This window comes from Acidisarcina polymorpha, assembly GCF_003330725.1.
Lineage (GTDB): Bacteria > Acidobacteriota > Terriglobia > Terriglobales > Acidobacteriaceae > Acidisarcina > Acidisarcina polymorpha.
In genome coordinates, this window is sequence record NZ_CP030840.1 from 3,772,463 (window position 1) to 3,794,263 (window position 21,801).

At 58.7% G+C, this 21,801-nt stretch carries 19 protein-coding genes; 9 read left to right on the plus strand and 10 right to left on the minus strand.

Translation table 11 applies throughout. The features are described from left to right. Window positions 1–10: 10 nt before the first annotated feature. Complete coding sequence (locus ACPOL_RS16115; protein ID WP_114207957.1) at window positions 11–1,165, plus strand: S1C family serine protease; 1,155 nt, start codon at window positions 11–13, stop codon at window positions 1,163–1,165. A gap of 86 nt (window positions 1,166–1,251) precedes the next feature. Here the strand turns inward: ACPOL_RS16115 and ACPOL_RS16120 are convergent, their stop codons facing one another. Next, window positions 1,252–4,755, minus strand: coding sequence for a trifunctional glycoside hydrolase family 18/polysaccharide deacetylase/glycosyltransferase family 2 protein (locus ACPOL_RS16120; protein WP_114207958.1), 3,504 nt, complete (start codon window positions 4,753–4,755; stop codon window positions 1,252–1,254). A 134-nt stretch (window positions 4,756–4,889) separates the two neighbouring features. Between ACPOL_RS16120 and ACPOL_RS16125 the strand changes: the two genes are divergently transcribed. Genes ACPOL_RS16125 through ACPOL_RS16135 form a run of 4 tightly spaced genes read left to right on the plus strand, consistent with a single transcriptional unit; the run spans window position 4,890 to window position 9,090 of the window. Next, window positions 4,890–6,269 carry an ArnT family glycosyltransferase gene (locus ACPOL_RS16125; protein WP_114207959.1) on the plus strand — a complete coding sequence of 460 codons (1,380 nt, stop codon included), beginning with the start codon at window positions 4,890–4,892 and terminating at the stop codon, window positions 6,267–6,269. Between the two features lie 9 nt (window positions 6,270–6,278). Next, window positions 6,279–7,685 (plus strand): exodeoxyribonuclease VII large subunit, encoded by a 1,407-nt coding sequence (xseA, locus tag ACPOL_RS16130; protein WP_114207960.1) that lies wholly within the window; start codon window positions 6,279–6,281, stop codon window positions 7,683–7,685. Next, the gene (locus ACPOL_RS35745; RefSeq protein WP_338026656.1) at window positions 7,682–8,104 is read left to right on the plus strand and encodes a phosphohexomutase domain-containing protein; all 423 of its coding nucleotides are present in this window, start codon (window positions 7,682–7,684) and stop codon (window positions 8,102–8,104) included. Before xseA ends, ACPOL_RS35745 begins: the two co-directional genes overlap by 4 nt. Continuing rightward, complete coding sequence (locus tag ACPOL_RS16135; protein WP_338026657.1) at window positions 7,996–9,090, plus strand: phosphohexomutase domain-containing protein; 1,095 nt, start codon at window positions 7,996–7,998, stop codon at window positions 9,088–9,090. Before ACPOL_RS35745 ends, ACPOL_RS16135 begins: the two co-directional genes overlap by 109 nt. Before the next feature lie 44 nt (window positions 9,091–9,134). Here the strand turns inward: ACPOL_RS16135 and ACPOL_RS16140 are convergent, their stop codons facing one another. The 3 genes from ACPOL_RS16140 to ACPOL_RS16150 all read right to left on the minus strand — a co-directional run bounded on the left by ACPOL_RS16140 (window position 9,135) and on the right by ACPOL_RS16150 (window position 10,317). Next, window positions 9,135–9,365 (minus strand): hypothetical protein, encoded by a 231-nt coding sequence (locus ACPOL_RS16140; RefSeq protein WP_114207961.1) that lies wholly within the window; start codon window positions 9,363–9,365, stop codon window positions 9,135–9,137. A gap of 346 nt (window positions 9,366–9,711) precedes the next feature. Then, window positions 9,712–10,092: a VOC family protein gene (locus ACPOL_RS16145; RefSeq protein ID WP_114207962.1), complete on the minus strand. Its 381-nt coding sequence runs from the start codon at window positions 10,090–10,092 to the stop codon at window positions 9,712–9,714. 45 nt (window positions 10,093–10,137) lie between these two features. Beyond that, on the minus strand, window positions 10,138–10,317 hold the full coding sequence (locus tag ACPOL_RS16150; protein WP_236656831.1) for a hypothetical protein: 180 nt from the start codon (window positions 10,315–10,317) through the stop codon (window positions 10,138–10,140). A 108-nt stretch (window positions 10,318–10,425) separates the two neighbouring features. On the opposite strand from ACPOL_RS16150, the gene ACPOL_RS16155 reads away from it, so the two are divergent. Continuing rightward, complete coding sequence (locus ACPOL_RS16155; protein ID WP_114207963.1) at window positions 10,426–10,698, plus strand: hypothetical protein; 273 nt, start codon at window positions 10,426–10,428, stop codon at window positions 10,696–10,698. 29 nt (window positions 10,699–10,727) lie between these two features. Here ACPOL_RS16155 and ACPOL_RS16160 read toward each other — a convergent pair whose 3' ends face one another. After that, complete coding sequence (locus tag ACPOL_RS16160) at window positions 10,728–11,348, minus strand: cytochrome P460 family protein (RefSeq protein WP_114207964.1); 621 nt, start codon at window positions 11,346–11,348, stop codon at window positions 10,728–10,730. Window positions 11,349–11,769: 421 nt separating this feature from the next. On the opposite strand from ACPOL_RS16160, the gene ACPOL_RS34865 reads away from it, so the two are divergent. After that, the gene (locus ACPOL_RS34865; RefSeq protein ID WP_236656832.1) at window positions 11,770–12,087 is read left to right on the plus strand and encodes a hypothetical protein; all 318 of its coding nucleotides are present in this window, start codon (window positions 11,770–11,772) and stop codon (window positions 12,085–12,087) included. 191 nt (window positions 12,088–12,278) lie between these two features. Here ACPOL_RS34865 and ACPOL_RS16175 read toward each other — a convergent pair whose 3' ends face one another. From ACPOL_RS16175 to ACPOL_RS16200, 4 genes are all read right to left on the minus strand, one after another. Beyond that, window positions 12,279–12,635 carry a hypothetical protein gene (locus ACPOL_RS16175; protein ID WP_236656833.1) on the minus strand — a complete coding sequence of 119 codons (357 nt, stop codon included), beginning with the start codon at window positions 12,633–12,635 and terminating at the stop codon, window positions 12,279–12,281. A gap of 461 nt (window positions 12,636–13,096) precedes the next feature. Next, entirely contained in the window at window positions 13,097–13,744 is a 648-nt protein-coding gene (locus tag ACPOL_RS33195; protein ID WP_150133035.1) for a DUF2809 domain-containing protein, read from the minus strand. A 442-nt stretch (window positions 13,745–14,186) separates the two neighbouring features. Further along, the gene (locus ACPOL_RS16195; protein WP_114207970.1) at window positions 14,187–15,338 is read right to left on the minus strand and encodes an RHS repeat-associated core domain-containing protein; all 1,152 of its coding nucleotides are present in this window, start codon (window positions 15,336–15,338) and stop codon (window positions 14,187–14,189) included. Beyond that, window positions 15,335–17,968 carry a ribonuclease R family protein gene (locus tag ACPOL_RS16200; RefSeq protein ID WP_114207971.1) on the minus strand — a complete coding sequence of 878 codons (2,634 nt, stop codon included), beginning with the start codon at window positions 17,966–17,968 and terminating at the stop codon, window positions 15,335–15,337. Before ACPOL_RS16200 ends, ACPOL_RS16195 begins: the two co-directional genes overlap by 4 nt. Window positions 17,969–18,392: 424 nt before the next feature. Here ACPOL_RS16200 and ACPOL_RS16205 point away from each other — a divergent pair, with 424 nt between their 5' ends. Next, a complete protein-coding gene (locus ACPOL_RS16205) occupies window positions 18,393–18,950 on the plus strand; it encodes a bactofilin family protein (protein ID WP_114207972.1) in 558 nt (185 codons plus the stop codon). 55 nt (window positions 18,951–19,005) lie between these two features. Here ACPOL_RS16205 and ACPOL_RS16210 read toward each other — a convergent pair whose 3' ends face one another. After that, window positions 19,006–19,929 carry an N-acetylglucosamine kinase gene (locus tag ACPOL_RS16210; RefSeq protein ID WP_114207973.1) on the minus strand — a complete coding sequence of 308 codons (924 nt, stop codon included), beginning with the start codon at window positions 19,927–19,929 and terminating at the stop codon, window positions 19,006–19,008. Between the two features lie 102 nt (window positions 19,930–20,031). Here ACPOL_RS16210 and ACPOL_RS16215 point away from each other — a divergent pair, with 102 nt between their 5' ends. Continuing rightward, entirely contained in the window at window positions 20,032–21,720 is a 1,689-nt protein-coding gene (locus ACPOL_RS16215) for a S1 RNA-binding domain-containing protein (RefSeq protein ID WP_114207974.1), read from the plus strand. Window positions 21,721–21,801 lie beyond the last annotated feature (81 nt).

Here is a 21,801-nt window from a genome sequence, read left to right on the forward strand (position 1 = left end):
GTTGAAAGTCATGAGATTTCGTCAGATAGTTTTGATCGTTTTTCTAGTTGGCGCCTTCTGGTATTTCACCAGCCACCGCTCTCCGGCCCGGCTGGCATTATCCGGGGCAGATCCGGTGGTCGACCATTCACCCTTGGCATTGACCGAAGCGCACGCCGCCCCGGCATACGACTCCGAAGAGTTGGCGAATATCTCGGTCTACAAAAAGGCTCTCGCTTCGGTGGTCAACGTCACCTCGTCGGTTGTCGCCTATGACTTCTTCTACGGCGCGGTACCGCAGCAGGGGCAGGGTTCGGGTTTCATCCTGGATCCGCAGGGACGAATCCTGACCAACTACCACGTCGTCGCGAATGCGCGCCAGATCGAAGTTACCCTCGACAATAAGCACACCTACAAGGCAAAGCTGCTAGGCAGCGATCAGGCCCATGATCTCGCACTGCTTCAGATCAACGCGCCTGACCTGGTCCCGGCGACGCTCTCCGACTCACGCGGCCTGATTGTGGGGCAGAAGGTCTATGCCATCGGCAATCCTTTCGGACTGAACGGGACCATGACCACCGGAATCATCAGCTCCATTCGGTCGGTGAAAGGTCCGCAGGGGGCGCTCATCGAGAATGCGATTCAAACCGACGCCGCCATCAATCCGGGCAATTCTGGAGGGCCGCTGCTGAACTCCCGCGGGGAAGTGATCGGCATTACCTCGATGATTGCGACCGGCGGCGGAGCCGATCAAAATGCCGGCATCGGTTTCGCAATCCCGATCAATACTGCCAAGGCGGTGCTTGAAGACTTCTCGAAGTATGGCCATGTGCGGCGGCCTTCCCTGGGCATTATGCCGCTGGCCATTGGCCCCGATCTGGCCGAGCAAATGGGGTTGGCGGCCGACTCCGGTGTGCTCATCCTGCGCACCGTTCCAGGCGGAGCGGCCGACCGCGCCGGGCTGCGCGGCGGTAAGGAACGCGCGTACTTAGGCAACACCGAGATCTTCCTCGGGGGGGACTTGATCCTCGGCATCGACGATCAACCGGTCACCAATACGCAAGAACTCAGCGAAGTCATGAACCGCCACGAGGTGGGAGATTCCGTGGTCGTGACCTTCCTGCGCGGACAGCGCAAGCTAACCGCACGCGTCGTCCTCGGCGAAGCCGGCGGGTCGCAGACCTAAACTTTATCACTCGGATATGTGAGAGTACTCGGGGATGTGGGAGCCCCAGGTCTCGCGTTTGAGATAGAGTTGATTGCGTCTCTGAGTCAGGAACCCGCAGTAATCCGTTCCGTCGCCGCTGACATCTTCGCGGTTCGGTCGAGTTTATCCCAACTGAAGGGCCGCCCATCGATCGCCCGCTTGATGGTCTTGAAGATCACGATAGAAAATACCTGCCGGTAGGCAAATCTCTGCAGCCAGATGTGGAAGAGCAGCCAGCCATCACCCTTGTTGGCTTCGTGCCGGGGTTCGAGCGAAAACGCCAGGCTTGAAGTCAAGAAGTCAATCACCAGAAAGCCCAGGAAGTAGACGAGCAGCTTTTCGAAATTCGCAGCGCTCGCTGCCGCCGGATGGAAATACCGGTCGATGAGGTATTGCAGCGTACCGACGACAAAGGTCAGATCGATCAGTGGCGAGACCAGCGGCAGCAGCAGCTGGAAGATCAGGATGTTCGGCAGTGCGAAAAATCCCATCGCCTTGTTCCTTGTGAATGCGCCGCGATGTTTGAAAATGGCCTGCAGCGTCCCGAAAGACCAACGGAAGCGCTGCTTCATCAAACCGCGCATATCGATTGGCGCTTCGGTGAACGCCAGCGAGCGGTCCTCGTAGATGACGCGATAACCCTGCTCGAGCAGACTCATGGTCAGGTCGGCGTCCTCGGCGACGGTATTGACCGGATAGCCGCCCGCCCGCCGCACGCCTTCCGTCCGCCACGCGCCGATGGCTCCTGGGACCACTGTGACCACTCCAAAAAGATCGAGCGCGCGCCGCTCAAAGTTCTGGCTGGTGATGTATTCAAGCGCTTGCCAACGGGTCCATAGGTTCACCCGGTTACCGACCTTGGCATTGCCTGCGACTGCTCCAATCTCCGGATCGGCGAAATGCCGGATCAGCTTTGAAACTGCATCCGCTGCAATGACCGTGTCCGCATCGATGCCAACATAGAACTCCTCATCGAGATGCTCGATGCCGAAGTTGAGCGCTTCAGCCTTGCCCCCATTCGGCTTGGTGAGCACAGTGACCCGGCCTTCGGCGATCTCTCGCGAGAAAGCTTCTCGCGCAATCTCAAAAGTGCGGTCTTTGGAGCCGTCGTCAATCACAATGACCCGCATATTCGGATAATCCGAATTGAGCACCGAACGCACCGTGCGGACGATCACTTTCTCTTCGTTGTAGCCGGGCACCAGCACCGCGACTCTTGGCAGAAAATTCGGATCGGGTACTTTGCGCGGCCGAAGCCGATCGATGAGGGCAAAGATGCCCACGATAATCAAGCGGCCACTCATCAAGACATCGCCAAAGAAGAAGACAAACACGCCAAACTTGACGAAAGCGCCATACACAAAAAACGCCAGGGAATCGAGTCGCGCCTGCCACTGCATCTTCGGAGTAATCGGGGGCATGACCTCCGCCGTTGTCTTTCCCATCAACTCCGAGACCGGAACAATCTCATAGCCCTTCGATCGCAGGGTATCGATCAAGAGCGGGAGCGCTGCCACCGTAGCCGAGCGATCGCCACCGCCATCGTGCATCAGGATGATGCTTCCGCGGAACCATGGACGGTCCTTCATCGCCTCCAGTTGCTGCAGGACCCCATTGGTGATCTCTTGCGGAGATTTCCTCGGATGCTCGTTCCAATCATCGGTATCGATCTTGTTCCCGACGATGATGTATCCCATCTGCTCCACGCGATCGATCGGCGCCGCCTGATCGTTGGTGTCCGGCTCCTGGTCGATAGAGTAAGGCGGCCGGAAGTACAGCGGCTGCAACCCAAGTTTGCTGGCGAAAAGCCGTTCCGTCAGGTTGAGTTCAAGTTCCAATTGCCTCGGCGAGATTTCACTGATGTCCGGATGAGTAAAAGTGTGATTGCCGATCTCATGGCCTTCCTGGATGTAGCGGCGAAGCAGACCCACATTGTTCTCCGCTTCGTCGCCGATCACCATGAACGTGGCTTTGACCTTCTCTTGCTTCAGGATATCCAGGATCTTCGGGGTCCACTTAGGGTCCGGCCCATCGTCGAAGGTGATGGCCAGCTTCTTTGGCTGGTAACCGTAAAGCTGCAGCGTATAAGAGCGCGGATAGACCGGCATCCGTTCGTCGGTGATGGTAAAGTCGTCCGCGTCCATCGACAACGTCCTCGAGCCATTCGCCGGACGCCCGATGACCTTAAGAATGTCTCCCTCGCCCTCCTCGTTGACGTCCTGACCGGGCGGCACTACCTTCAAGGCATTTTGCGCGTCTTTGGCGCTGGGACGGTCCCAGATCGACCAGATGGTCGGATCTTCCTTGCCTAGCCTCCAGAACACAAAAGTTCGCAGCCCCATCTGCCGGGCGGCGCGCATTTCGTTCAGCGCGGTCACGCCATCGAGGAACCAGACCTGGTGGCGTTGATGACTGTCTTCATCGTCATAGGCAAAGTGGGCATTGAGTTCGTCGCCTTCCAGATGAACGTCAGCATCGGAGTCGGCTGCTTCCTGCCACGCCTCCTGTACCGTGAGGTCGCGGGCTTCGACCACCTTCAGCTTGCCGGTCTTCTTTGCCCCCTGCGCGGGCAGCTGCTCCGTCCAGTCATATCCGTAATTGCCCATCGCGCAGATGATCTTTTCTTTCGGAACCAGCTTCAGCACCCGGCGAAGATTGCCTTCAAACCAATCTTGCGAGGCGATCGGTCCCGGGTCACTCCCGGTCTCATGCTCGTCGTAATCCATCAGGATGATGCCGTCGGTTGTCTTGCCCAGGGCGCGAATTTCATCATCGTCCGCACTCACCTGCACGTTGACATACAGACGAAGATTCTTCGCGCGAAAATCCGAATAAAGCTGCGCTATGAATGCGAGATAGGCGTCTTCGGCATCATCGGGCACCTCTTCGAAATCAAGCGTGATGCCGTGGTAGGAAGGACTTCCAGCCAGGAAGGTATTGATCTGTTCCCGCAGATGCTCGACCGCCTGTGGGTTTTTCAACAACGTGCCGACATTCTCGCCCCATTTGTCGGTGACCAGGTTATAGTCGTTCACCATCGGGAAGATTTCCGTGTCTTCCTTTGTCGACTCGATGACCCGGTGGACTTTGTTTTCGGGGTCAATTCCGTGCACGCCGGCCGCATCGACCACATCGTAGATATGCACCGGGAACAAGGAGGTCGTCGCCTGCAGCCGCCCTTCCGGGGTAATTACATGCAGCCAATCGGGAAACAACAGGTCGATCTGATGAATGTGTTGCTTCAGCGAAGAGTAGCTGGCTTCATCATCGACATAGAATGCCGCGCGCACCCCTTCATCGGTATTCAGCGGGATGTCAGAAGGTTTGCGCTGCGATTTGCGCCGGGCCGGCCGCGCTGCTTTCCCCTTGAACGAAAGCGGACTCTCTTTGAGCGCCTTATAGTTGCGTTTCTGTGCAGGCAGCAATAGCTCCGGCAATGCCTGCCTGCGGATCACGCTGAAGAAGAAGGTCACCAGCACCAATGTCGACAAGACCGCGACTACGTCGAAGATGCGCCGGAGACGCTTCCACCGCTTGCGGTCGGGATCGAGGAAAATCTGCTGGCTCATGTTGCCCACTACGAGACTATAGGAACCCGCGTCCCGGTAAAAGGCTGCGTTGAACAGCGGATTGGCTCATCGTTCGCTGCATCGTTCACCGACTCGTGTTTGCTTTGATGCTCCCCTTGCTATGATTCCCTTTCATGCTGTCCTCGCGCGCCCGGCATTGGATCTTCGTTGTTCTCGCCCTCGCTTGTGGCGCGGCCCTGCGCCTGTGGTTCATTCACGCCTATCCGGAGGTGGACGGCGACCCGCTGATCTACGGCGACATCGCCAAGAACTGGCTCCAGCACGGAATCTACGGCCTCACGACCGATCACGGAATCCGTCCAACCCTGATCCGGCTGCCCGGCTATCCCGCCTTTCTCGCTCTCTGCTTCACCCTCTTCGGCATGGAACATTACCACGCCGTGATGTTCTTCCAGACCGCCATCGATCTCGGAACCTGTCTGCTGATCGCGGCCCTCGTCCGCCGCCTCTGGAGCCGCCGCGCGGCCATGGTCGCTCTGTGGCTCGCCGCTCTCTGCCCCTTTACCGCGAACTATGCCGCGACACCCCTCGCTGAGACCCTCTCCATCTTCTGTGTCGCCCTCGGCTTCTACGCGCTGGTACGGCTGCTCGAAAACCCCTATCTTCGCTGGCTCTTGCTGCTTTCTTTTTCGATGAGCTACGCCACCCTGCTGCGTCCCGATGGCGCGCTCCTCGCAGTGGCCCTTTGTCCCGCAATCGTCCTCTGTAGCCTTCGTCGTAGCTCCATTTCCAGGCTCGCAACTGGCCGGGCGCTCAAGTTGGCCATCCTCGCTGGCATCCTTTCGGTGCTCCCATTTGTTCCCTGGGCCGCCCGCAACTGGCGTACCTTCCACATCTTCCAACCGCTGGCCCCGCGGTATGCCATGGATCCCGGTGACTTCACCTACCCGGGGTTCAACCGCTGGGTGAAGACCTGGTGTGTTGATCTGGTTTCGACCTCGGAAGTCTATTGGAACGGCAACAGCGACAAGATCGACATTGGCAAGCTCCCTTCCCGGGCATTCGACAGCCCTGCGCAATACCAGCAAACCAAGCAGTTGCTGGATGACTACAACGAAACCACCACCCTCTCGCCCGAGATCGATGTCCGCTTCGAAGAACTGGCCCAGCAGCGCACCCAAGGCCACGCAATCCGCTCCTACCTGGTGTTGCCGCTGATGCGCCTCGCCGACATGTGGCTGCGCCCTCGCACCGAACTCCTATGGATCGAGATGCGTTGGTGGGACCATTACCATCATCCCGAAGAATCCGACTTCGTCTTCGTCTATGCGGCCCTGAATTTGGGATATCTAGTAGCCGCCGTTGCCGGCTTTGTCCGGCGGCCTCCACTGGCCGCGGTCATGCTGGCTTTTGTCTTGCTCCGCTGTGCGTTGCTGTTCACCCTGGAAGCCCCCGAACCCCGCTACACCCTGGAATGTTTCCCTGTCGTCATCGCGCTCGCCGCCATCGCTTTCGGTGGCCGCCGAGACGTGCCCGCTTCAGCATCCGTGTAGACTTTTCCTGTGACCGCTTCTCCGCAGCCCGGCCAACTTGGCTTTAGCTTCGAAGCTCCCAAGGCTGCCCCAAGACGCATTTGGACGGTAGGTGAGCTGGTCGGAGAGGTGCGCGAATCCATCGAGCGGGAGTATGCCGATCTCTGGGTAGAAGGCGAAATCTCGAACCTCCGCTCTGCCCCGTCCGGACACGTTTACTTCACGCTCAAAGATGGCGACTCTCAACTGCCTGTTGTGCTTTTCCGCCGCCAGGCCTCTCTGCTGCGCTTTCGCCCGGAAGACGGCCTGCACGCGCTCGTGCGCGGCAAGGTTTCCGTCTACGAACAGCGCGGACAAATGCAGTTGATCGCCGAGTTCATGGAGCCGGTCGGCGCCGGCTCGCTCCAAATCGCCTTCGAACAGCTGAAGGCCAGGCTTCAGGTAGAAGGCCTCTTCGACGCCCAGCGCAAGAAGCCGCTGCCCGCCTTTCCGCACTGCGTCGGGATCATCACCTCGCCCTCGGGAGCGGTCATCCGCGACTTCCTCAACGTCGGTAGCCGCCGTCACGAAGCCCTCAATGTGCTCCTCTATCCGGTGGTCGTGCAGGGTGCCACCGCCGCGATGGAAGTCAAAGCAGGTATCGAATATTTCAATCGCGCCCACACCGTCGACGTCATCGTCATCGCCCGCGGCGGTGGTTCGCTTGAAGATCTCGCGCCCTTTAACAGCGAACTGCTCGCCCGCGCCATCGCCGCTTCCGAGTTGCCCGTAGTTTCCGCCATCGGGCATGAGACCGATTTCACCATCGCCGACTTTACCGCTGATCTTCGCGCGCCTACTCCTTCCGCTGCGGCCGAGCTCATTACCGAAGCTCAGCACAAAGTCGCCGGCTACGTCGAAACCATGTGGCATCGGCTCCAGCGCGCCTGCCGCTTTCAGTTAATCCAGTCGCGCGAACGCTTCTCCCGAGTCCAGATCGACGCTTCCTCCGCCAGTCTGCGCGACGCCTTCGGACGTCGCCAGCAGCGGATCGATGAGCTGCGTTTTCGCATGGAAGCCGCCTGGCGGGCCAAGGTGCGCCAATCCTCCGATCATGTCAACTCATGCACCCTGCGCCTGCTTCGCCAGGACACCAGTCATCGTCTGCGCCTTTTACAGGAACGCCTGGCCGCGCTCGACGCCCGGCTCGCCCACACCAGCCGCGTCCGCTTTCAATCCGGCCGCACCCAGTTGAAGAGCTTCGACGACCGGCTCGCCGGCCTCTCGCCGCTGGCTGTGCTCAATCGCGGCTACGCTCTCGTCTACGGCGAATCAGGCAACCTGATCAGGACCTCCGACGCCGCACACGAGGGAGAATCCATTACCACCCGCCTCGCCTACGGCACGCTGAAGAGCCGGGTGTTCGCTATCGAAAGGTCGACAGATACATCTTCATGAACGAAGAACGAGCCCTCTTTGGAACTGATGGAATTCGCGGCATCGCGGGCGAGTACCCGCTTGATCCGAAAACGATCTATGCCACCGGCATGGCCCTCGCACACTTTCTCCGCGCCCAGGTCTCGGCTCCACGTGTCATCCTCGGCGCGGACACCCGCGAGTCTAGTCCCCACATTGCCGCCGTCATCTCCCAGGGACTCGAAGCCGGAGGAGCAGCCGTCCTGAACGCTGGCGTGATCACCACTCCCGGAATTGCCTTCCTCGCCCGGAAACATGGCCTCGCCGCCGGCATCGTGGCGGTCTACAGAAGATGTTTTGGCGATCCGCAAGCAGTGGCACGAACGCCGCCTCGCATAATCCCTGTTTTGCCACGCAGGACAACGGCATCAAGGTCTTCGGCAGCGATGGCTATAAATTAGCTGACGCCATCGAACTCGGGATCGAGCAAGAAATATTCAGGTACATCCAGCGCGACATAACTCCGAAAAGCGATACTCTGCCCCCAGTCGTCCAGCCGGAATTCGTTGCCGAGTACGAAGAGTTTCTCCGCCAGGCCGTCTCCCCGCTCGACCTTACCGGTCTGCGCATCCTGCTCGATTGCGCCAATGGAGCTTCCTCCGCCATTGCTCCCGATATCTTCACCCAGCTCGGCGCGCAGGTTGTTCTCAGCCATGCTCAGCCCGATGGACGCAACATCAACCGCGATTGCGGCGCGCTCCACCCCGAGATCGTCGCCGCGGCCACCAGAGAGCAGGGAGCGGACTTAGGCATTACCTTCGACGGCGATGCCGACCGCGCGCTCTTCGCCGACGCGAATGGCAATGTGGTCAATGGAGATGGAGTTCTTCTGCTGGCTGCCCGCGACCTTCAACGCCGCGGCGAGCTCAACGGCAATCTCGTCATCGGCACCACCATGGCGAATATGGGACTGGAAGCCGCCTTGCGCGCCGACGGCATCCGAATGCTGCGCGCCCCGGTAGGCGACAAATATGTTCTCGAATGGATGCAGCGCTACCAGGCGTCGCTCGGCGGCGAACAATCCGGGCATATTCTTTTTCCCGCGCTCAGCACCACCGGGGATGGCCTTTTAACCGGGCTGGTGGTGCTCGATATTCTCCGCCGCTCCGGCAAGCCGCTCCACGAGCTCACTGCCGACCTGAAGGTGTATCCCCAAGTCATCGTCAACGTGAAAGTGAAGGAGAAGCGGCCGCTGGAGCAGTTCGCCAAGGTGGTTCAGACGATCCAGCAAGCCGAGTCGGAATTGAACGGCAACGGCCGGGTAGTAGTGCGTTACTCGGGGACCGAGGCTTTGGCGCGCGTCATGATCGAGGCTGAATCAAGGACGGCCATGCAGTTCCACGCCGATCGCATAGCCACAGCGATCCGCGCAGAACTAGGAATCTGAAAAGGTATCCAGTTCAGCTAACGGGCGGCTACGCCTGCAGATGCTTAGGCAGCGGGGGCGATCAGCAATGGATCCATTGAAGGCTGGATCACGACAGCCGGCATTTTGACGTCGGTGAAGCGGCCGCTGGCCACATCGGCGAAGACTCGGTTGGCGGTGTCTTCGGTACGGGTGCTGGTGATATGCAGGCTTTGAACAGCCTTGATGGTGAGAGTAGTCAATAGGAAGCGATTGGGAATACGGATCCCGGCAGAGTAAACCAGTTCAGAACGCATTTTTGCCTCTTGTGTGGTGCTGTTAACGTGATCCCTGGGAAGCCCAGTATTTCGTTCCTACCGGGCCCAGCGGCGGTCCAAGAGGATAACCGGAGGGCAGATGGGATAATGACGCGACAGTTCCCAGAATACGCTGCTTCGAGCCCTGCGCCTAATAATTTTGAAGAAAGGTCATCGTCGAACCCTTTTGGTACTGAATGACGAGAATAAAAGCTGGCGGCGATCTTTATCGCGGGTGTTCGCTGCCATCGAGGGCTCGCCGATGATAGCCAAGCCAGACCGCCCGGCAAAAGCGGTAGAAATAAAAGGCGACGATCAATAATCCCAGCAGCCGAAGCATTCCGGATTATGCGTCCGGCTCGGCTGCGGATGGCTCCCAAAGCTCCACCCGGTTGCCTTCTGGATCGGTAAACCAGCCAAACTTCCCGAAGTCGTAGCTCTGTCGCTCGGGATCCACATTCACCCCCGAGGCGAGTAGGGAACTGAGAATCGTGTCCAGGTCATCCACGCGAAAGTTCAGCATCGTTCGTTGGCCACTCGGCCCGAAATAGGGTGTTTCTTCCGGGAAAAACGCCAGGACTGTATCGCCAGTCACCTCGGACTTAGGGAATGAGAAGGAGCCATGTTCCGCGCGCTGAATGCCGAGATGCTGCTCGTACCACGCATAGAGCGCTTTCGGGTCTTTCGCTTTCAGGAACGCGCCACCTAATCCGGTCAATTTCCCCATCCTGTGCCTCCCAGTTGTTCAATCTGTCGGCCGTGTGGCCGAACCTTATTCCGGCTCGTGATTCAGAATATCGGCAAGCTTCTCCTTGTGCTTGGTTTTTCTCGAATCTTCACGCGGCTTTTCGACGATCGCCCGCTCTGCCTTGGGCTGGCCAAGGCGCTCCCGGGCATTCGCCTTCACCGCTTTGGTGACCGAAAACTTTGCCGCCTTCTTCTTTGCCGCCACCGACGTTCCTCCCGCACCCATATCCATCGATGATACTTTTGCGCGGTCTAGTGATGGTTCAGTAACCTCCCGTAGTACGATAAGCAAGCGAGGAAAAGGGCCACCAGCATGGAAGAACGCGATTTTTTCGACGAGAAGCCTGAACAGCGGACCCATACACTCACCTGTCCGCACTGCGGCAAGGCCGAAGAGTACCAGATCGGCTGGCTGGTTCGGCGCAAAAAAGCCGCGTTGCCCCGCAACGCCGATGATCGCGACCGCGCCCGCTTCGCCAAGGCCCAGTCTTACATGGTGCGCAAGGACGACTTGATGGCTTGCAAGAACATTCGCTGTCGCAAGCGTTTCGACGTTGCCGGAATTCAGACCGTCGCCTTTCTCTAATTCATAAGGGCTCTAACTAGAAACGGCTTCTACGGCGCGGCAGCCAGGTCTTTCAAATAGGCAGCGCTGAGCGTCTTCTTCGCCTGGGCCACCGGTAAAAGCGTTGGATAGAACTGCACAAACGTCGTCTGAACGGCTGCATGCTGTTCATGGCAGGAGTAACAGACGGCCGCCGCTGGAATTTGCTCCGCAGGCTTCTCGTTATCGAATTCATAGAAGGCCCAGCCGCCGGGCGTTCTAGCCTCATCGCGGACATGCACCTCGAATCCCACCATTTGAGTACTCTCGAAGTTTCCGCCCTGGTTGATTGAAGCGCGGCTCTTCGCCCCTCGCTGTTCGAGCACCATCACCGTCTTGTCCGGCCAGGTGCCGGTAGAGAGAAATGACCGGTAGGCGGCTGGATTCACAAAGACATTATCGAATACCGATATCCCTTCCATCTCCGGTTTCGGGGTATAGCTCATCCCGATTCCCGAACTGAGATACACCCATTCCCGATACTGGAACGGCAGCTGCAACCGTCCCTGCGCGTCATACGCGGGCTCAACGGCCGCATCCCGTCGGCTCGGGACGCTGCGCGTCAAGCCTGTGTTCTGGCCGATCGCAGCAGGAAGGAGTAACGACATCGCTATCAACGTGAAAGCTTTCATCCGTTCACCTCCGCATTGCTACGGGGTGCTGGGACGGAAAGTTCCTGCTTTCATCTTTTCAACGAATTCATCCAACGCGGACTATCCGCAGCGGGATGCTGGATGGGACGCCGATTTCAGGGCTGCCACAGACAGCAAGGCCTCCCCAGAGAGGAACGGCCTTGCTGCGAAGACACCATTTGGGAGCGGTTTGCCGATCAGTGACGGGAGAAGTCTACAACGATGGCAAGTAGCCATACCGCAGTGACGAGCCACCAGAGCCTTCTCTTGGACCCTCCACCGCGTAAGAGCAAGCCTCCCCATACAAGATCGGCCACGAAAAAAACTCCCAGCACCGGCAGAGCTAGAGCCCAGACGAAGGGCTCCCCGGCGACAGGAACCATCCGCTCCTGCGGTATTCGCCAGCCGCGAGATGCAAGTCATGAAGGTAAAGCCCGATGCCGACTACGTTGGCGGCCATGAACGCGAAGGCGCCGTAATCGGCGAGACTCCGAACGACGCCCTGCACGACATCGCCTTCGCGGACCTCGGAGTAGCGGCGTTCTTTCGTGACGCGCTCTTCAGCACGCGGCGATCGACCACCACGTCTTCTTCGGCGACCTCGAGCTCCTTGAACGTAGGCTCCTACCGCGACATTGGCTACCGGTGTGTATCCAGAGAAAAATTGTGTGACAGAACCTACCTGGAAACGCTGGAAGTCGTAGTATCCGCGTTGCCCAACAGCGGCTCCCGCCCCTGACAGCCCATTGGTCGCTCCGTTTGCAGCTATATTGCTAACGCTAAATCCCGGCGGAGCGGGGAAGCTAGCCCCAGTGCTCGTGGTGCAATTCAGATGGTTTGCGGGAAGCGGCATTCGCTGGAAGTTACTTGGGGCAATACCAAATGCACAAGCGGCGAACCTCGTCGTACATGTAATCTCCTCCGTCATAGCTATGGCTGTGAATCTGCTGTCCCAGGGGGAAAGCCTTGGCAAACGATTTTGGTAGAACCTACGTGATCCAGCTTCTTTGAGATGTCGATGGGTTTAAGACCACAGGAATCACAAACCACCAACAAAGTGTCAGCGCCCTGCCACCGAAGCTGCACTTTGCTGGCCCAGATAGCCACGAGAGCCGACGAATCGCCGATATGTCTCATATTGATTGCTTCATTAGCGTCTTGGCCGCTGGGAATGACGATCAAGAAAAATTCATCGGGCACTCTGGCTGCCTGATAATAACGATCAACCAAGATAGCCGAAGACTTCCTGTCAGGACTCTCCGCCTTCACAACCACGGTGTTTTTCATCGGAGCAGGCTTGCAGCCCAACAGACAGACTAGAAGGAACAGACAAATGCTGAGAACTCGCATCTAGCAACCTCCTTTCTTGGCGATTGCTAGTCCTTGGCGAATTTGCTGATTGTCAGATGGAATATCACCATGCGAAGCGGAAAAGAACGATGAGCCGTAAACGCCGCTCAGCTTTCCATAAAGGCCAGCTCCATATTGGCAGACCTGGCCTCCCAACCAAGTGTTTCCGCCAAATTGCGAACAGGTAGCGCCGAAGTTTATATTCCCAGCCGCGACGTTTTCCGGCGTCATCCCCATCGTCGTCTTTGGGTCCCACGGGCCACCCGTTTGGACTAAACCGATATAAGCACCCGCCGCGCCCCCAGCGGATGCTGCTCCTCCTGGCGACCCGGCATTGAGAAAGCCAGACCAAAACTGCCCCGCCAGACTCTTCGCAACCTGTATGTTTTGGCTAAGATTCAGCGGTCCAGCTTGGCAGTTTTATTTGGGGCAGAACCGCTTCCGGAGCCGCCGTGGCCACTAGCTCCACCATCTCCGCCATCTCCGCCGCCATAGAAGCCACCACCCCCATTAACGCAAACGGTGTCATCGTCATTACAGTTCGGGTGACGTGGACCGTCGTCTTGCAGGCCGGTTGGATCAAAGAAGCTCAGCGGATTATTCAGCACATAGGCATATCGGTTAAGGCTTGGCGGATTGGTGATATCGTACGACGTGTCCGAGTACCGCCGCCGGATGCGCTGATCGACTAGGGCACCGGCGAGGATGGCGAGCCAGTACGCTACGATGTCCCAGCCGGAGAACACCCGGCCCAGCAGCAGAACGCGCGGGAGCGTCAGCCGGAAGGCGTCCAGCCCTGGCGAGTGGCAGAGCTTGACGAACTCCGCCGCCGTCGCCAGAACTCCGGTGAGCAGGGCAACGGCGGGGAGACGCCACGAGGGAAGCAGGGTCGAGACGATCCAGTAGACCATCAACGCCCAGAGGGTCGATCCGCCGTACTTGACCAAGAACGACGGCAAGCCCGCATGGGCGAACCGGACCGCCAGACCAGCGGCGACGGTGCCGAGCATGAGCGCCAGAGAAAGCCCGAACGGGCGGGAACGCATCGGCTATAGCCCAGCCTTGTCGCAGCGATGACCTGCGGTTGGTTCACTTTGCCGGAAAACCATCGTGGCTAACCGTGATGCCATGCCAACTCGACTTGGAGGTGTTCATATATTCACTCCGGATGTCACAACCGCGGCAGCTTAGAATCAGGCCGTTGCTGTTCGACCATGACATTTTGAGCGCCTCGGCATTGTTCGTGTTAAGGACTTCTTCTCTGGAGCTCTCGAAGAACTGTCTGTCTTGCCTCGGTAGTTTGTAAATAATGACTCTGTACCTGGAACTACCAGAAAAGCGGACGCACTCGTCCCGCGCCAAAACTGCCTGATGAGCGTTATCGGGCGACGTGGCTGATCGTAAAACAACCATCTCGTTGCACTGACCGCAACCAGTCGTGACCATTAGGCACATCAACCAAGCTGTCATCACTGAGAAGTTCCGCATTTAGCCTCCCGGGGTCCAGCCTGTGCATCCGCTGCCATTCGCGATGTCAACGCCACCCATGACGTTCGGAGCGTCGATGGCCTGATCTCCGTACGGGTAATTCACTAGCGGTAGCCCCGGCCCTCCAAAGTTATGAGGGGAAGGTATGAGAGTCGCTGCACCTGCTGCAGAACCGCACCCATACTTTCCGAAACCAAACTGAGCACAGTTTGCACCATAGTTCACGTTGCCGAAGTTGGCTCCGGCTTGATCAGTTGGGCCAGACTTGTAGTCCCAAGCTGACTGGTCGTTAAGGCCTATGGTCGAGAAAGCTGCAAACGGGTTATACGATCCCGTGGGCCAGGAACGGCTCGCGAAATTGACAAGTGCCTGAACCGTACCGTTGTTCTTGATATCGTTTTTTGTTGTAGCAACGTTGTTGGCTATAGTTGCGCAGGTCTTTTTACTTGGGGCAGAACCGCTTCCGGAGCCGCCATGGCCACTAGCTCCACCATCTCCGCCATCGCCACCGCCATAGAAGCCACCACCCCCATTAACGCAAACGGTGTCATCGTCATTACAGTTCGGGTGACTTGGATCGTCGTCTTGCAGGCCGGTTGGATCAAAGAAGCTCAGCGGATTATTCAGCACATAGGCATATCGGTTAAGGCTTTGCGGATTGGTGATATCGTACGACCCTTCGTAAGGATCAGGCGAGAGCCAGCGTCCCTGGTAGAAGGAGTAGTTACGGAACTGAGCGTGTTCGGACATAGGTGCGCCGGCGTCGTTGCCGTCCTGCTCCATGTCGGCGAAGTGGAAGTTGTCTACATCGGCCTCGGTATTGAGGATACTGGCTACGTAGCCATCACCCCAGGGCAGGGACTTGTAGGTTGCAGACGTCGTGCCGTTATGGTCAGTCCGTATGCGCTCGGTGCCGATATAATCCTGGTTCTCGAAGTAGGTGGCGGTGTCGGAGGAACGAAAGGCGATCTGCTGCCCGTCCCAATACATGCGGCCATCGGTACCATTGTTCGTGGCTGCATTCCAGGTGGAGATGCGCCTTCCCGCATAGTCGTAGGAGTACTCGCTGGTCCCTGTCGGCTTCGCCACGCTCACCCGCCGGTTCAGTGCGTCGTAAACGTAGGACGCCGTCGCGCCGCCATCGACCGTCAACCCCTCCTGCCCTTCTTCCGCTTAGGCTTAAGCTTCTTGGCCTTGGGCGGCTTGTAGGCTGGCCTTCCGGAGGATTTAGCCTCCTTCGGCTTAGCTGCCTTCGCCTTCTTCGCTTGACCTCCCTTAGCTTGCCCCGCCTTCGCCGGACGCTTCCCCGCCGTCTCCTCCTCGATCAGCGCAAACTGCAGCCGTTTCTGGATCGCATCGATCCGCTCTAGAATCACCCGCACCCTCTGCCCCATGAAGTACTTGCGATGATTGCGGCTGCCAATGATCTCGCGCGTGTTTTCGCGATAGGTGTAGTGGTCATCGCGGAGGCTGTCGATCGGCACCAGCCCCTCCACAAAGAGATTGTCGAGCTCGACGAAGAGCCCGTATTTCGTCGCGTTGAGGATCAGCGCGTCGAAGTCTTCGCCGACCCGGTCGCGCATGAACTTGATCTTCTTCCACTCGATCAGTTCGCGTTCGGCTTCCGCGGCCCGTCTCTCCGTCTGGCTCGTCTCCTGGGCGATGGCCGCCAGTTCAGATTCGGGAATGGGAATCAACGCCGGATCAGAGGGAGCAGCCGCCCTAGGCTTCGGACGGAAGGCCGCATGTTTGCCCGGAGCATGCGGTTCGCCGGGAGCGAGCGCTCCTTGAGGATTGACCCCCTCGGCCAGCAATGCCTTAACGATGCGGTGAACGACCAGGTCGGGATAGCGGCGAATCGGGGAAGTGAAATGCGTATAGCTCGGAGCAGCCAAGGCGAAATGGCCTTCGTTCTTCTCGCTATAGCGGGCCTGCTTGAGCGAACGCAGCATGAGGTAGGCGAGGATGCGTTCTTCCGGCTTGCCGACAATCTTCGCGGTCAGCCGCTGATACATCTGCGGAGTTACCGGGATCTCCTGCGCAATCTCATGCTGCTGCGGCGTCCTGTGACCTTGATGGCCGCCGCGATGGTCCCTGCCTCGGCTTCCGCGCTGCTGCTCGCGGCGGTCGGACTTCATTTGCACGCGCTTCACCGGCAGTGCGCCAATGCCCAGGGAGTAGCCGAAATGCGCGGCAGTATCTTCGACTTCAATGACCCGCTTCGCCTCGGGCATCTCGTGAATCCGGTAAATCGAGGGCACGCCAAGCTGCTCGATCCAAGAAGCGACGCACTCATTCGCGGCCAGCATGAACTCTTCAATCAACCGGTTGGCCCAGTTGCGGACTGAGCGGACCACATTGAGCATTGCCCCGGATGCGTCGAATTCAATCACCGGCTCGGGAAGATCGAAATCGATCGAGCCGCGCCGCTGACGCTTCTTGTTAAGCAGCAAAGCCAGCGCATACATACGTTCGAAGGCCGGAACCAGATCGTTGAACCGGGTGCGGGTGGATCCATGATCGTCTCGTCCCGGATCGATAATCGCCGCAACCTGGGTATAGGTCATCCGCCGTGCCGAACGGATCACACCTTCGCAGATCTCATAGTCGAGGACCTCGCCATGAACATCGATCCGCATCAGGCAAGAGAGCACGAGGCGATCTTCGCCCGGGCGCAGGCTGCAGATGTTGGTCGAGAGTTCTTGCGGAAGCATCGGGACTGCGCGGTCGGGAAAGTAAACGGAGTTGCCGCGCAGCCGGGCTTCAAGATCCAGGTCGGTGCCGGTGAGTACGTATTCGGCGACGTCCGCAATATGTACCTGAAGCTGATACGTGCCGTCCGCATTCTCCTCGACCAGAACCGCATCGTCGAAGTCTTTCGCGGTCTCTCCGTCAATGGTGACAATGGGCAGATCGCGAAAATCGCGTCGCTCGGCGACCGTTTCCGGATCGAGATGCGCCACCTCGCGGGCCTCCGCCAACACCTGCTCGGGAAAGACATGCGGCAAATGATGTTTCCGGATCATCATCTCGACATCGACGCCAAAGGCATCCGGATCGCCAAGGATTTCGATCACCCGCCCACGGGCCGCACGATTAGGGCCTGGGAAGTCGGTGATCTCAATGTCCACCACCAGGCCCTCGAGCGGCGTTGGAGAGGTGTCATTAAAATCGATCGCTCCAGCGGCGGCAACAGCTTCGTCACCCAGGACACGATTGGCATTCGACTTCGGCAGCGTGGCGGAGATCTCCATGCCGTCGGGAATCACGATCGGCTGGGTCATGCGATCATCGAAGGGCGTGACCGTGTTCTCCGGAAACCGCTGGTTGCGCGAGTAATGAAAGATGCCGACCACGGTCGGGTTGCGGCGGGTGAGCACGCGCACGATGCGGCCCAGCTTCCGGCCATCCGCCCGGTTCGGCAACAGCTCGACCAGCACCTGATCGCCTTGCATGGCAGAGTTGATCTCATTCGGCGGAATGAAAATGTCTTCCTGGCCCGAGGCTTGTCGAGCATCGGGCCGGACAAATCCATAGCCGTCGCGATGCAGGTCAAGGCGGCCGGCCGCAAGATTGTCGCGCGTCGCGACTGACTTCGCCATCGCCCAATGGTCGCGGTCCAGTTTGACCAATTTGCCTGCTGCGGTCAGCCGTGCGAGGTGCTCGACCAGCAGTCGCCGCTCTCGTCCTCCAGGAAGCGAGAGTTCGCGCACCAACTGCTTGTAACCAGCGCGCTGGCCAGGGGAGCGTTCAATGCGGCGGAGCAAGTCACGGTCGGTCATCAATGAAGGCATTCCGTCGAGTAGAAAGGGAACGGTCGAGTGTAAGAGCTTCCCTATTCAGAGTAGAGCAAGTGATGAATGTGATTCCGACCTCGTTTCCCACATCGGAAAAGACTCGCCATCAGTGCAAAATGGGAAAGCAGATGTTTAAGATTTAGTGAGTAGTTTCAATTAAAGTCAGCTTGGCGCATAGGATTCGAGCAGGGAACACCATTTCTAGCGGAAGAGCACCCATACGAAGCATTCATACCGGCATAGTAACGGCGATATCGCACTTCGAGTCTATTCGCTTCTAGAACAATTCAGGACGGCATAGCACGACCGGGACGAACAGTCTTCAGCCTAAAAGCTCAACGATCAACGTCCAACGCAGAACGACCAGCAACGAACGACCAGCTTTAGCAGGAAAGGACCAAGAAATCCGATGTGGAAACCTAATCAACCCGCAAACGCCTCCTCCACCCCCAACAACGAGCCGATCCGGCCCGTAACCTCGACGCCCCCGCCGTTCGAACCTACCCCCGCCGCTCGTCCGAGCGTCGCTGCCGCGAGCAGCCCTGCGTCCCAGGTCTCGACCGATCAGGCGACTATCGGCAAGAGTCTCGTCGTGAAGGGGGAAGTCACGGGTTCGGAGTCGCTCTATATCGATGGCAAAGTCGAAGGCGCCATCAATCTGCCGGGGAATCGCGTCACCGTTGGGCGCAACGGCCAGGTGTCAGCCAACATCTCCGCCCGCGAAGTTGTCGTGCTCGGCAAAGTCAAGGGCAACATCAATGCCAGCGACCGAGTCGACATCCGTAGCGAAGGCGCCCTCACCGGCGACGTGATCGCTCAGCGGATCAGCATCGAAGACGGTGCTTTCTTTAAGGGCGGCATCGACATTCGCAAGCCTGGACAAGAAAAGCCCACCTTGGAAACTAAGACCACCAATTCGGTGGCTTCAACGAATTCCGTTGACGCTGCACGGGTCGTTGCGGTCTAGCTAGTCAAGCAAGATCTAGACAGGCACCTTCGTTTTACGCCAGCGCGGCGCGACATCAACTGCCTCGCCGCGCTCGCCACAGGGCGCCTTGTACCGGATCCGTCGCTGTCTCGGAGATCACAATTCCTGGATAGCGGGCTCCCAAAGCTTCGGCCAACGCCTGGCGAGCGAGCGCGACCTTGGTCAAAATGCTGCCCGCTAATGCAACGGGCGGCACTACGAAGTCTTCTTGTCGACTGCCTTCCACCCTGCGTAAACGCTCAATCATCAACGTGGCTAGCTCGGCCAGGTGTCTGCCCCCGTCGCGCACTACTTCAGCTGCAACCGCATCCCCGCTGACCGCGCACTCCACGACCAACGGCGCTAACTGCGAAAAGTCCGGTGCCAGGTTCTGGCTTGCAAACTCAACCACTTCCTCAGGGGAGCTCAACTTCCAGTGCCTGCGAATGGAATCCAGCAGCTGCGTGGGGCGCTCTTCATCGATTGCCCGAAACGATCTCCTCAGTCCTTCCACGCCAAGAAAATGCCCTGAACCTTCATCAGAGAGGATCGGGCCGTAACCCCCCACCGTCCTGAAGACGCCATCGTTCCCTCGTCCCGCGATCTGCGATCCCGTGCCGGCTAGGATCAGCACTCCGCGTTGGCCGCGGAACGCCGCATCGAGGGCGATCTCCACATCGCCGACCAGCATCAGTTCACCCCCGATAAGCTCCGCGAAAGTGCTCCGGATCCACGCCGCGGCTGTTGGTACCGCCACTCCCCCCGCTCCGATGCAGCAGCGTGTCACCTTCCGCATCGATACCCCGGTCAGCGAAGTCAGCTCGTTGAGCGCACTATAGAGGTTTCGTCCCGTCGTCGCTGCATCCAGGCGAAGCACCTTGATGCTGCCCGTCCTGACTCGGCCAAGCTCCCGGTCTTCCTCCGCCAGCAAAAAGTCGGTCTTGGTCCCGCCTCCGTCAATGCCTAGGTAATATGCCATGGTCGTCGGGCTCCGTCTTGCCCAGCCCATCCTATCGCAAACGATCCCGGCGGCTGGCTGCAGGACCAAGCTGCCTCGCTTTATGCCACAATCAAGAGCGACATGCCTGATTCCAACGTTCCCGAACTCTCCGCCCCTGATTTGGCCGCGGTCGAACCCGTAGAATCCTTCAGCGACATCCTCTCGCAATTCGAAAAAAACCAGGTCCGCAAGTCCGACGACGGCAGCCGTCAAATCGACGCTACGCTTGTCGCTCTAACCGCGGAATCGGCCCTCTTCGATATCGGGTTCAAGACCGAAGGCATCCTGCCGCTGGCCGCGTTTGCCGGCAAAGAGATCAAGGTCGGCGATCATTTTCAGGTCTCGGTCAAAGGCCGCGACGCCGAAGGCTACTACGAGCTCTCACTGCTTAAAGTCGTCCAACCAAAAGATTGGTCGCTGCTCGAGCAAGCCTTCAACGACAAGGAAGCGGTGCTCGGCACTATCACCGCCGTCGTGAAAGGCGGCTTGACCGTCGACATCGGAACTCGCGCCTTCATGCCCGCTTCGCGAAGCGGCGCCCGCGATGCAGCAGAGATGGCCAAGCTGATCGGCCAACAGGTGCGCGTCCGCATCATTAAGCTCGAGGTCGCCGAAGAAGACGTGGTGGTCGATCGCCGCGTGCTCGCCGAAGAGGAAGAGCGCGTCACGAAAGAACGCCGCTACTCCGAGGTCCGCGAAGGCGATGTCGTGCAGGGCGTCGTTCGGAGTCTCGCCGATTACGGCGCCTTCGTCGACCTTGGCGGCGTCGATGGTCTTCTTCATGTCTCCGATATCGCCTGGAGCCGCGTCGCCAATCCGGCCGACGTGCTTGCCGTCGGGCAGACGGTTGAAGTCAAAGTCCTGAAGATCGACCCAGAAAAGAAACGCATCTCTCTCGGGCTGAAACAGCTCCAGCCCCAGCCGTGGGACTCCGTTCCCGACAAGTACAAGACCGGCGAGCGGGTGCGCGGGCCGGTGACTCGGCTGACTGAGTTTGGCGCCTTCGTCGAACTCGAGCCCGGCGTCGAAGGGCTGATCCATCTCTCGGAAATGTCCTGGGCGAAAAAGGTCCACAAGCCCGGCGATATCTTCAAGCAAGGGGAGATCGTCGAGGCCGTCATCCTCGGCATCAAGCTTGAAGAGCGCCGCATCTCGCTCGGCTTCAAGCAGCTCCTGACCGATCCATGGGCTGAAGCAGCACAGAGATTGGGACCTGGCTCTGTTGTGGAGGGACCGGTGACCAGCTTCACCAAGTTTGGCGCCTTCATTCAGGTCGCTGAGGGCCTCGAAGGTATGGTCCACATCAGCGAGATCACTGCTGAAATGCGCCTGCATCATCCTCAGGAGGCATTAAAGGTCGGCGAAGTGGTCAAAGCACAGGTGCTTGAACTTGATAAGGAGAAGCGTCAACTCAAGCTCAGCATCAAGCAGCTCACACCCATCAGCGTTGATGAGTATTTCGCCGAACACAAGTCGGGTGACATCGTGACTGGACGCGTGATTGAAATAGCGGACGGTTTGGCGCGTGTGGAACTAGGCGAGGGCATTTACGGCGAAAGTACAGTTCCGCAGACCAGTCAATCAGCGCTGTCAGTAACCGCGGGTGCCAAGGCGGATTTGTCCTCCTTGACCTCCATGCTGCAGGCTCGCTGGAAGGGCAGTTCACCCGCAGCCACTCCTGTACCTAAGCTTGCCGAAGGCCACATTCGGAGTTTTCGCATCAAAACTCTCGACGCATCAACCCGGATCATTCAATTGACATTAAACTGAAGCCACTGCACGAGACGAGTAGACGCGCTACTGCATTCTTCGCAAGTTCTACAAAAATCGGGAATGCTGTTCCGCTCAACG

What these genes read in the sequence shown, in the direction of transcription:
- ACPOL_RS16145 (WP_114207962.1), bottom strand. Translation starts at nt 10,092, where the DNA reads ATGGGGAAATTGACCGGATTAGGTGGCGCGTTCCTGAAAGCGAAAGAC.
- ACPOL_RS16155 (WP_114207963.1), top strand. Translation starts at nt 10,426, where the DNA reads ATGGAAGAACGCGATTTTTTCGACGAGAAGCCTGAACAGCGGACCCAT.
- ACPOL_RS35745 (WP_338026656.1), top strand. Translation starts at nt 7,682, where the DNA reads ATGAACGAAGAACGAGCCCTCTTTGGAACTGATGGAATTCGCGGCATC.
- ACPOL_RS16160 (WP_114207964.1), bottom strand. Translation starts at nt 11,348, where the DNA reads ATGAAAGCTTTCACGTTGATAGCGATGTCGTTACTCCTTCCTGCTGCG.
- ACPOL_RS34865 (WP_236656832.1), top strand. Translation starts at nt 11,770, where the DNA reads ATGAAGGTAAAGCCCGATGCCGACTACGTTGGCGGCCATGAACGCGAA.
- ACPOL_RS33195 (WP_150133035.1), bottom strand. Translation starts at nt 13,744, where the DNA reads ATGCGTTCCCGCCCGTTCGGGCTTTCTCTGGCGCTCATGCTCGGCACC.
- ACPOL_RS16210 (WP_114207973.1), bottom strand. Translation starts at nt 19,929, where the DNA reads ATGGCATATTACCTAGGCATTGACGGAGGCGGGACCAAGACCGACTTT.
- ACPOL_RS16205 (WP_114207972.1), top strand. Translation starts at nt 18,393, where the DNA reads ATGTGGAAACCTAATCAACCCGCAAACGCCTCCTCCACCCCCAACAAC.
- ACPOL_RS16125 (WP_114207959.1), top strand. Translation starts at nt 4,890, where the DNA reads ATGCTGTCCTCGCGCGCCCGGCATTGGATCTTCGTTGTTCTCGCCCTC.
- ACPOL_RS16140 (WP_114207961.1), bottom strand. Translation starts at nt 9,365, where the DNA reads ATGCGTTCTGAACTGGTTTACTCTGCCGGGATCCGTATTCCCAATCGC.
- ACPOL_RS16120 (WP_114207958.1), bottom strand. Translation starts at nt 4,755, where the DNA reads ATGAGCCAGCAGATTTTCCTCGATCCCGACCGCAAGCGGTGGAAGCGT.
- ACPOL_RS16115 (WP_114207957.1), top strand. Translation starts at nt 11, where the DNA reads ATGAGATTTCGTCAGATAGTTTTGATCGTTTTTCTAGTTGGCGCCTTC.
- ACPOL_RS16215 (WP_114207974.1), top strand. Translation starts at nt 20,032, where the DNA reads ATGCCTGATTCCAACGTTCCCGAACTCTCCGCCCCTGATTTGGCCGCG.
- ACPOL_RS16175 (WP_236656833.1), bottom strand. Translation starts at nt 12,635, where the DNA reads ATGAAAAACACCGTGGTTGTGAAGGCGGAGAGTCCTGACAGGAAGTCT.
- ACPOL_RS16135 (WP_338026657.1), top strand. Translation starts at nt 7,996, where the DNA reads ATGTTTTGGCGATCCGCAAGCAGTGGCACGAACGCCGCCTCGCATAAT.
- ACPOL_RS16200 (WP_114207971.1), bottom strand. Translation starts at nt 17,968, where the DNA reads ATGACCGACCGTGACTTGCTCCGCCGCATTGAACGCTCCCCTGGCCAG.